Genomic DNA, 10,621 nt, shown 5'->3' on the forward strand with positions numbered 1-10,621 from the left:
GTATTTATTGGGGTAGAAGGGGCTGTTGTTTTATCCAGTCGAGCAAAAAATAGAAGTGATGTAGGGAAAGCAACGGTTATTGGCTTAATTGGTACACTTATCATTTACATTTTAATCACATTATTGTCTCTTGGACTTATGCAGCAAGCAGATATTGCTGGTTTGAAAAATCCAGCTATGGCTTATTTATTTGAAAGTGTTGTTGGAAAATGGGGTGCTATCTTTATAAATTTAGGTTTGGTTATCTCTGTATTAGGTGCTTGGTTAGGTTGGACTTTGCTCGCTTCTGAAATTCCATATTTAGCGGCTAAAGATGGAGTATTTCCAAGATGGTTCGCAAAAGAAAATAAAAATAAGGCTCCAGTAAATTCATTATGGATAACAAATGGTTTAATTCAAATATTCTTGTTAACATTCGTCGTTTCTGATCAGGCGTATAACTTTGCATTCTCTTTAGCATCTTCAGCTATTTTAATCCCATATGCTTTTTCAGCATTTTATCAACTGAAGCATAGCTTAAAATCTGAAGAAGTAGATCGAAATAAAAATATAATAATTGGTTTGATAGCAAGTATTTATGGCGTGTGGTTAGTTTATGCAGCTGGTTTAGAGTATTTATTATTAACAATGACTTTATATGCGCCAGGTATTTTTATTTTTTACAATGTTCAAAAGCAAAAGAGTTCGAAGCAAATATTTACTCGAGTGGAATTAGCATCATCCGTAGCAATTGGTGCTTTAGCATTCTTTGCGATTTATGGATTAATTACAGGCAGTATTACTTTATAAAGCGCTGTGAAAGCGAAATCAACTGGAGGGCTGGAATATGGCACGAAGAAAAATTGTAGTGGCACTAGGAGGAAATGCGATACAGTCTGGAGAAGCTACTGCGGGAGCGCAGCAAGAAGCGTTGGAAAAAACGGCAGAACAACTTGTGAAAATAATGGAAAATGATGTGGATATAGTAATTGCGCATGGAAATGGCCCACAAGTGGGGAATATTTTATTACAGCAAAAAGCTGCAGAAACGGAAAAGACACCTGCAATGCCATTAGATACTTGTGGGGCAATGAGCCAAGGGATGATTGGATATTGGATGGAAAATGCGATTGAAAAGGCATTGAAAAAACGGAATATACAAAAAGATGTAGCAACGGTTATAACACGCGTTGTTGTGGATAAAAAAGATGAGGCATTTAAAAATCCAACTAAACCAATTGGTCCTTTTTATACAGAAGAAGAGGCCAGAAGATTAATGGATGAAACAAAAGCAGTGTTTAAAGAAGATGCTGGTAGAGGATGGAGACGTGTTGTTCCATCACCGAAGCCTGTAAGTATTCATGAACATAAAGTTATTAATTCTTTGGTCGAAGATGGAAACATAGTGATAGCTGTTGGCGGAGGGGGAATTCCAGTAATTGATTCCGAAGAAGGGTTAAAAGGAACTGAAGCGGTTATCGATAAAGATTTCGCTGCGCAGAAATTAGCAGAATTAGTAGATGCCGATACGCTCGTTATTTTAACTGCAGTTGATCATGTGTATGTAAATTATAATCAACCGAATCAAAAAAAATTAGAGCATGTCACAGTGAATCAACTAGAAGAATATATGGAAGAACAACAATTTGCCGCGGGAAGCATGCTTCCAAAAATTGAAGCTGCGATTAATTTTGTTAATACAAATCCAAAAAGAAAAACAATTATTACGTCTTTAGAAAAAGTATATGAAGCACTAGAAGAAAAAGCTGGTACTATTATTTCAAAACAGAATGTATGCATGTATGTTTAAATTATTATGTACGCTACTTAGTAGTAAAAAAAGAATGAGGTTAATAACTTCATTCTTTTTATTTATTAATATTTTTTGTACTCATTGTTCATAAAGTTTTCATGATGAAATCTGAATATATAAGTTAATTATGATAAAATTCAAATTGAATACGCTTTCTTGATTTTTCGCTCCAACATACAGCAAGAGAGAGGGAATTTTATGAATAGACGGAACGTAGTTAAGGACTTAAAGCAGTTCGAATTATTTGCTCATTTAACAGAAAAAAAATTGAAAGGCTTAACAGAGTTTGTTTATTGGCGAACTTATAAAAAAGGTCAATTTTTATTTTTAGAAGGAGATTCAAGGGAAAGAATCTACTTCATGTTAGATGGTTTTGTAAAGTTAGAGCGGGTTAATCAAAATGGGAACTTATTATACGATGACTATGTAAAGCGGTATTCTATTTTTCCTTATGGTGGTATGTTTACAGACAGAGGATATAACTATACAGCAGAAGCGATGACAGATGTGGAGGTATATTATATTCCAACGGTAATTTTTGAAGATATGGTAAAATCAAGCAGACCGCAATTGATGTACGTTGTTCAGCAATTATCATCTATATTAAAATTGAACGAAAATCGAGTGCAAAATATTACAATTCCTAATGCACAAGATCGTGTTATCCAAACGTTAAATTATTTAATGCAGGATTTAGGAGAACAGAGTGGGGAAAAGATTGTAATTTCATGTCCACTTACAACAATTGAAATATCCAAAATATCTGGAACATCTCGAGAGACAGTTAGCAGCGTATTAAAACAATTAAAAAATGATAGCATTGTTACAATTTTAGATAAAAAAATTACAATACATGATCCAACATATTTTGAAGAAATCTCTATGTGAAAATTGTATATTGATTTTTTAATTCATAATGTATATTAATAAGGTTCTTTATATATTTATAAGGAACTTTTTTACGTTATCCTCTATAAAAAGATTGTATAGTATGGTAATAATAGCTAAAATCGATAATAAAAAACAAAGTGAAGGGGAGAAAGAATGATTCGTATTGAGTATGATCGATTAGTAGCTATTTGTTACAGTATAGGGGTTTTGTTATTATTAAAAATTCCAAATGATAATGAATTAATTGGGGAAAAATTATTCAATGTCTATAAGGTTCCGATACATACGTATGTTTATATGGATTATAAAGTCTCAAATATATTGATTGTTTCTTTCACACTACATGTAATTGCATTTATATTATTTTTAAAATGGCTAGGAAAAAAGGAGTCTAGTACATTTAGAAAAATGAATAAGATAAAAGTAGTAGGCATTAGTATTTTGATTTTAATGATGCCGTTTATTTTAAATAACATCCTCCAGACATTAAATAAAACATGGTACTACGCAGGAAAAACAGGGGTAGAAGCAATAGAATATAAAAAAGAAGATAGCCAGTGTAGAATGGAGAAAAATGGAGAGGGTATCGAATCAAAGTGCATTGTTATTTTAAAAAATTATCGTAATCATTCACAAGCATTAAAAGTTGTTTTATATGATAATGCAAATGAGAATTCAAAAGGTTATCCAGTACCGAAACCAGTCTATTTACAAAAACATGAGACAAAGCAATTCGAATTTCAAGTTCCTGTTTCTTATAATAGAGGTATTGAAAAAGATAAAGTACCAAATATTAAATTACATTCATTGCATGAAAATGATACGAAATACAATTAATCTGTAAGTAAAAGTTTATGAGTAGGAGCAAGAATTTGAAACGATATAGAAAATCAACTTGAATCATCCAACATACTGTGAGGTAACGGCATATTGGATGATTTTTTTATGTTATCCCCTTGTTTCACATATGAAAAGGAGGAATACTTTGTTGGAAATGAAAAACATCACAAGGATCATACATGGTTTTCACCTTACGCAATCTGTGAAAGTTAGAGCCATAATAACTAGTTTGCCAATTTTTAATGTCGATATCGGGCCAGTTCACATAGTCACCTAGTGTATAAGGATCTAAGCTTTCTCGTAAATCTTTAACCCAGCGTATATTTCGATTTTCTTCATCATCGTATTTCCAAGAGGTAATGTATTCTTGAGCAATAATTGCTTTACGATGAAAATAAGCCGTTTCATTCGGCTGAATATTTTCAACAGCACCTATGAGCGATTGATGCCAAATACTAGCATCTTTATTTGGGGCATGAGAAAGAAAGTATTGCATGAGTTGAATGCCTTTAAGGGGAATAGGTTTATAGACATAGGAACCAGAGCGCTTGAAATTTTCAGGGATGTTACCGCCATTAAAAAATTCAACAGCCTTTATATAAGGAACTTCTTCTATAAAGAGAGAGGGGCTACCAGTTTCAAGAAGAGGGGATAATAGGGAATGGAGTTCAGAGGGAGAACCGACAAACTCGCCTTGTGCTTCGATTTTATTTTGTTGCTTGGCGAATAATTCGATCGATGAAGTGAGACGTTCATCTATATAAGGTGCCCAGTTTTGCCACGCTTGAAATGCAGCAATAAAGTCTTCCCATTCCCATGTAATTGAGAAAATTGATACATTTTTTATCGGGTGGACTCGAAAAGTTAAGGAAGTGACAATTCCGAAGTTTCCACCACCGCCACCACGGCATGCCCAAAAAAGGTTAGAGTTTTCTTGTTCATTTGCACGAATGAGTTTTGCACCAAATTTTCCACACGCTTGTACCATTTCCACTTCCATTAGTTGATCACATGTTAATCCAAATAAGCGCGAAAGCATACCAATACCACCGCCAAGTGCTAATCCAACAATTCCGACGCTTGCACTTGTACCAGCAGGAATTGTAACACCGTAATTCCAAAGCTCTTTATAAACAGTGCCAAGATTTGCACCAGCCTCAATTGTTGCTGTTAATTTATCTGTATTAACAGTAATGCGATGCATTTCACTCACATCAATAATAAGTCCTCTATTTAAAAGAGAAAAATTTTCATAGCTATGACGTCCGCTTCTTAACCGAAATGGTATATGACGTTCACGTGCCCATTTTAAGGCGTTACAGACATCCTTGTTATTTTGACAAAAAACAATAATACAAGGGAGTTTTGGAATACTTAAATTTAAATTCATTCGGGCTACGTCGTAGTCAGGATCTGTGGGAACAACGATACGACCTGTTAATTTTGTTTGCTTCAATTTATTACTCCTTTCTAAAATAATCAGAGCTTTTTATTAATATATGAAAAATATCTGTAATACGCGTGGACAAGGAGAGGTGAAGAATGAGATTTACCTTTGTGAGAAATAAATAAAGCATAAGAATAAAGAATCTACATAGAGTTCAATGAAAACAGTTGCAAACTGTTCATATTTTGTTATGATAGTGTTACGAAAACGTTTGCATAAAATTTCCGATGGGATGCAAAAGGAGAGAAGGACTATGAATAAGACATGGTGGAAAGAAGCGGTTGCTTATCAAATTTATCCACGAAGCTTTATGGATTCAAATGGTGATGGTATTGGAGATTTACAAGGTATTATTGCAAAACTGGATTATTTAAAAGATTTAGGTATAGATGTAATTTGGATTTGTCCAATGTATAAGTCACCTAATGATGATAATGGTTATGATATTAGTGATTATCAAGATATTATGGATGAGTTTGGTACAATGGCAGACTTTGATGCTTTACTAGATGAAGTTCATAAGCGTGATATGAAGCTTATTATTGATTTAGTTATTAATCATACGAGTGATGAACATCCATGGTTTATTGAATCACGTTCATCTAAAGATAATCCGAAGCGTGATTGGTATATTTGGCATGATGGTAAAGATGGTGCGGAGCCAAACAACTGGGAAAGTATTTTTAATGGTTCGGCATGGGAATATGATGAAGAAACAGAACAATATTATTTACATTTATTCTCACGTAAACAACCAGATTTGAACTGGGAGAATAAAGAAGTTCGCGAAGTACTATATGATACGGTTAATTGGTGGCTTGATAAAGGTATTGATGGTTTCCGCGTTGATGCGATCAGTCATATTAAAAAAGAAGAAGGCCTCAAGGATATGCCAAATCCAAAAGAGTTAAAATATGTGCCATCTTTTGATAAACATATGAATGTGAAAGGTATTCAACCTTTATTAGAAGAGCTAAAAGAAAGTACATTCTCTAAGTACGATATTATGACTGTTGGTGAAGCAAATGGCGTTAAGATTGAAGATGCTGAGCTTTGGGTTGGAGAAGAGCAAGGTAAGTTCAATATGGTATTCCAGTTTGAACATTTAAGTTTATGGGATGCAGAGAAGAAGAAAGACCTTGATGTTGTAGGATTGAAAAAAGTATTAACGAAATGGCAAAAAGGATTAGAAAATAAAGGATGGAACGCTTTATATATTGAGAATCACGATAAGCCACGTATCGTTTCAACATGGGGAGATGATAAACAATATTGGCGTGAAAGTGCAACAGCTCTAGGAGCGATGTATTTCTTTATGCATGGTACACCGTTTATTTATCAAGGACAAGAAATTGGTATGACAAATGTTCAGTTACCAAATATTGAAGATTACGATGATGTAGCAATTAAAAATTTATATCGCGAGAAAATTGCAGAGGGCGTACCACATCAAGATATGATGGAGATTATATGGGCTTCTTGCCGCGATAATTCACGTACACCTATGCAATGGAATGATGAGGTAAATGCTGGTTTCACAACAAGTACACCTTGGTTTAGCATGAATCCAAATTACAAAGAAATTAATGTTGAAAAGCAAAAAAATGAAGAAAAGTCTATTTTCAATTTCTATAAGAAAATGATTGCCCTGAAAAAAGAGCACGATGTACTGAACTATGGTACGTACGATTTACTTTTAGAAGACGACCCACAAATTTATGCATATACACGTACATTACAGGATGAAAAAGTCATTGTAATTAGTAATATCTCAAAAGAGGAAGCTGTGTATAATGAGGGTTCATTTGCACTAGAACGCAAACGTTTGCTTTTAAATAACTATGAAGTTGCGGAACATGAAGAAGTAACAACAATTGCTTTAAAACCTTATGAAACAAGGGTTTATCGCATTTCATAATAAAAAAGGATGCTCTTTGAGCATCTTTTTTTATTAAAAAAAATAAATTTCTATTGCAAAGTGAAAACGCTTTTATTAAAATAGATTTATGAAAACGGTTGCGTAAAGATAAAAATAAAGTAACATAAGGAATCGTTTTCATAAAGGGAACAGAAATTATAATTTAAATCATTATGTTGTTATAAATAAAGGGGAGGAAGAACAGATGAAAATTACGTCTTTTGATTTTTGGCAAAAGTTCGGGAAAGCGTTATTAGTTGTTGTAGCCGTAATGCCAGCAGCTGGTTTAATGATTTCCATCGGTAAGTTAATTGGTATGTCTGCTGGGGATATTAACGCAGTTCACACAATCGCTCGCGTAATGGAAGACATCGGTTGGGCAATCATTACAAATCTACACATTTTATTCGCAGTAGCAATTGGGGGATCTTGGGCGAAGGATCGTGCAGGTGGTGCATTTGCAGCACTATTAGCATTCGTCTTAACAAACCGAATTACAGGAGCTATATTTGGCGTAAACGCTCAAATGTTAGCGGATTCAAAAGCGACAGTTTCTTCAGTAATAGCAGGAGATTTACTTGTAAAAGATTACTTTACTTCTGTACTTGGTGCACCAGCATTAAACATGGGAGTTTTCGTGGGGATTATCACAGGTTTCTTAGGAGCTAATCTATATAACAAATATTATAACTATAATAAACTGCCACAGGCATTAGCATTCTTTAATGGAAAACGATTTGTACCATTCGTTGTAATTCTTTGGTCTACAGTTACTGCGATTGTATTATCACTTCTATGGCCATTCATCCAAAGTGGGTTAAATGAATTTGGTCGCTGGATTGCAGCTTCAAAAGATAGTGCACCAGTTGTTGCACCGTTTGTATATGGAACGTTAGAGCGTTTATTATTACCATTTGGTTTACACCATATGTTAACGATCCCGATGAACTATACAGAGCTAGGCGGAACATATACGATGCTAACTGGTTCAAAAGTTGGACAAGTTGTAGCAGGACAAGATCCATTATGGCTTGCATGGATTACAGATTTAAATAATTTATTAGCAAATGGAGATACGAAGGCATATAACGATTTATTAAATAATGTTGTACCAGCTCGTTTCAAAGCTGGACAAGTTATCGGCTCAACAGCAGCGTTAATGGGGATTGCATTTGCGATGTTCCGTAACGTTGATAAAGAAAAGCGTGCAAAATATAAACCAATGTTTTTATCAGCAGCATTAGCAGTATTCTTAACAGGTGTAACAGAACCAATTGAATTCATGTTCATGTTTATTGCTCCAGTATTATATGTTGTATATGCTATTACAACAGGACTTGCATTCGCGCTAGCTGATTTAATTAACTTACGTGTTCATGCATTTGGATTTATTGAGTTAATTACTCGTACACCAATGATGGTTAACGCAGGTTTAACAAGAGACTTAATCAACTTTGTTATTGTTTCATTAGTGTTCTTCGGTCTTAACTTTACACTATTTAATTTCTTAATTAAAAAATTCAATTTACCAACACCAGGGCGTGCAGGTAACTATATTGATAATGAAGATGAGGCATCAGAAGGAACAGGAAATGTACAAGACGGTTCATTAGCAACAAAAGTTATCGATTTATTAGGTGGAAAAGAAAATATTGCTGACGTAGATGCTTGTATGACACGCTTACGTGTAACAGTAAAAGACTTAGATGTTGTTGCACCAGAAGCACAGTGGAAACAAAATGGTGCTTTAGGGCTTATTGTAAAAGATAAAGGTGTACAAGCGGTATATGGTCCGAAAGCTGACGTATTAAAGTCAGACATTCAAGATATGTTAGGTGCGTAATAATATGAAATTGCTAACTTTAAACTGTCATTCTTGGCAAGAAGAGAATCAAATAGAAAAGATACAATACCTTGCTAAAGTAATTCAAGAAGAAGAGTACGATGTCATCGCATTGCAAGAAGTAAGTCAGTCCATACAAGCTGAAAATGTATGCGGTAACAAGAAAAAAGATAATTTTGGACTTTTACTATTAGAAGAGTTAAAAGCGCTACATGTAAAAGATTACAATATTACTTGGGATTTCTCTCATATTGGTTATGACGTGTACGAAGAAGGATTAGCGATTATAACGAAGCATAATATTATAAAAGAAGATACGTTCTTTATTTCAGAAAACGAGGATACAACGTATTGGAAAACGCGTAAAATTGTAAGTACAACAATTGCTTATAATGGTAAGGATATAACGTTTTATTCTTGCCATCTCGGTTGGTGGAATGATGAAGAAGAGTCATTCAAAGGTCAAGTCGATCGTTTGATGGAGCGTGTAGATAGCAATAAGCTCGCCTTCTTAATGGGGGATTTTAATAACAATGCTCGCTTGGAAGGCGAAGGTTATGAGTATATGATGCAAAAAGGGTTGTATGACACATATGAATTAGCAATAGAGAAGGATGAAGGAACGACTGTCCAAGGCGAGATTGCTGGTTGGGATGAAAATAAACATAATTTGCGAATCGATCTAATATTGTGTAACCAAAGTAAAAAAGTTCATTCTTCAAAAGTTATTTTTAATGGTACAAACAGAAATGTAATTTCAGATCATTTCGGTGTAGAGGTTCAATTGGATATATAATAGAAGAAATCCTCACAGAGAATAAAAGCTGTGAGGTTTTTTTTTAGGAATACAAGTATTTCCAAGAGAAAATACTTGTATTTTTTATGACATTTCATATATATTTGTTATTATTGAATGTAAAACCGATTTGGTCATTTTGTATTCATACTTTGACTCACTTCGTTATATAATAAAGTAAGTGAAAGTTAATGGGAAAAAATAGTACGTTTTTGGTTAATACACGATGTAGAAAGTGATATAATTGCAAAATGCATGTATCATTTTCTAAAGAAGGAAAAATATATAATTAGGTGATAACTTCTATGAAACAAATTTGGCGTATTTATAAGACAGATTTACGGAATGTAGCCAAACATTGGGCTGCAATTGTTATTGTTTTAGGATTAATGATTTTACCATCGTTATATGCATGGTTTAACATTAAAGCTTCTTGGGATCCATATGGAAATACAAAAGAGGTTCCCATTGCAGTTTCTAACCAAGATGCAGGTTCTAATTTAAGAGGGAAAGATATTAATATCGGGAAAGAGATTGTAGACTCCCTTAAGAAAAACAAAAATCTTGGCTGGAAATTTGTAGATGAAAAACAAGCGATTTACGGAGTTGAGCGTGGGGATTATTATGCAAGTATTACGATTCCAAAAGACTTCTCTGAAAAAATTGCAACTGTTCTGGATGAAAATCCTAAAAAACCAGAGCTGGATTACTATGTGAATGAAAAAGTAAACGCGATTGCACCGAAGATTACAGCAAAAGGTGCATCAGGTATTACAGAAGAAATTAGTAAAAACTTTGTAAAAACAGCAAACGGTGAGATTTTTAAAATTTTCAATGACCTTGGAATCGATTTAGAAACAAATTTACCAAGTATCGAAAAAGTAAAAGATCTTGTATTTAAGTTAGAAGCGCAGTTCCCAGAAATGAATACACTCATGGATAAGGCATTAGATGATGCAACTCGAGCAGAAGATGTTGTGAAAGTAGCGCAAAAAGATTTACCTGTTGTAGAGAGTGTAATAAATGATGGGCAGGAAGCATTGGCGAATTTAGATAAGTTCTTTGCAAGACAAGATCAAACATTAAAAAATGCT

Annotated in this window: 9 protein-coding genes; 8 read left to right on the forward strand and 1 reads right to left on the reverse strand. The window is 33.8% G+C overall.

Annotated features, from left to right (window positions below):
• From MR170_RS28295 to MR170_RS28310, 4 genes are all read left to right on the forward strand, one after another.
• Positions 1-789, forward strand: a 789-nt coding sequence (locus MR170_RS28295; protein WP_242310269.1) for an amino acid permease, incomplete at its 5' end; no start/stop codon positions are given.
• 37 nt (positions 790-826) lie between these two features.
• Positions 827-1,789: a carbamate kinase gene (gene arcC, locus MR170_RS28300; RefSeq protein WP_029441499.1), complete on the forward strand. Its 963-nt coding sequence runs from the start codon at positions 827-829 to the stop codon at positions 1,787-1,789.
• 201 nt (positions 1,790-1,990) lie between these two features.
• Positions 1,991-2,680, forward strand: coding sequence for a Crp/Fnr family transcriptional regulator (locus MR170_RS28305; RefSeq protein ID WP_242310271.1), 690 nt, complete (start codon positions 1,991-1,993; stop codon positions 2,678-2,680).
• A gap of 156 nt (positions 2,681-2,836) precedes the next feature.
• A complete protein-coding gene (locus MR170_RS28310; RefSeq protein WP_242310273.1) occupies positions 2,837-3,520 on the forward strand; it encodes an ABC transporter permease in 684 nt (227 codons plus the stop codon).
• Positions 3,521-3,644: 124 nt separating this feature from the next.
• On the opposite strand, the gene MR170_RS28315 is transcribed toward MR170_RS28310, so the two are convergent.
• A complete protein-coding gene (locus MR170_RS28315; protein ID WP_242310275.1) occupies positions 3,645-4,979 on the reverse strand; it encodes an FAD-binding oxidoreductase in 1,335 nt (444 codons plus the stop codon).
• A 244-nt stretch (positions 4,980-5,223) separates the two neighbouring features.
• Between MR170_RS28315 and MR170_RS28320 the strand changes: the two genes are divergently transcribed.
• The 4 genes from MR170_RS28320 to MR170_RS28335 form a co-directional block, all read left to right on the forward strand.
• The gene (locus tag MR170_RS28320; protein WP_050842479.1) at positions 5,224-6,888 is read left to right on the forward strand and encodes a glycoside hydrolase family 13 protein; all 1,665 of its coding nucleotides are present in this window, start codon (positions 5,224-5,226) and stop codon (positions 6,886-6,888) included.
• Positions 6,889-7,093: 205 nt separating this feature from the next.
• Complete coding sequence (locus MR170_RS28325) at positions 7,094-8,731, forward strand: PTS transporter subunit IIBC (protein ID WP_016117098.1); 1,638 nt, start codon at positions 7,094-7,096, stop codon at positions 8,729-8,731.
• Positions 8,732-8,735: 4 nt separating this feature from the next.
• Positions 8,736-9,527 carry an endonuclease/exonuclease/phosphatase family protein gene (locus MR170_RS28330; RefSeq protein ID WP_069354894.1) on the forward strand — a complete coding sequence of 264 codons (792 nt, stop codon included), beginning with the start codon at positions 8,736-8,738 and terminating at the stop codon, positions 9,525-9,527.
• Positions 9,528-9,832: 305 nt separating this feature from the next.
• Positions 9,833-10,621: YhgE/Pip domain-containing protein (locus tag MR170_RS28335; RefSeq protein ID WP_242310277.1), on the forward strand; the 789-nt coding region annotated here is incomplete at its 3' end.

Origin of the sequence: Bacillus cereus group sp. BfR-BA-01524, assembly GCF_022662595.1 — a bacterium.
GTDB lineage: Bacteria > Bacillota > Bacilli > Bacillales > Bacillaceae_G > Bacillus_A > Bacillus_A thuringiensis_S.

Excerpts from the sequence above, each read along its gene's own strand:
- MR170_RS28310 (WP_242310273.1), top strand. The coding sequence starts at position 2,837 with ATGATTCGTATTGAGTATGATCGATTAGTAGCTATTTGTTACAGTATA.
- MR170_RS28320 (WP_050842479.1), top strand. The coding sequence starts at position 5,224 with ATGAATAAGACATGGTGGAAAGAAGCGGTTGCTTATCAAATTTATCCA.
- MR170_RS28330 (WP_069354894.1), top strand. The coding sequence starts at position 8,736 with ATGAAATTGCTAACTTTAAACTGTCATTCTTGGCAAGAAGAGAATCAA.
- MR170_RS28305 (WP_242310271.1), top strand. The coding sequence starts at position 1,991 with ATGAATAGACGGAACGTAGTTAAGGACTTAAAGCAGTTCGAATTATTT.
- arcC (WP_029441499.1), top strand. The coding sequence starts at position 827 with ATGGCACGAAGAAAAATTGTAGTGGCACTAGGAGGAAATGCGATACAG.
- MR170_RS28325 (WP_016117098.1), top strand. The coding sequence starts at position 7,094 with ATGAAAATTACGTCTTTTGATTTTTGGCAAAAGTTCGGGAAAGCGTTA.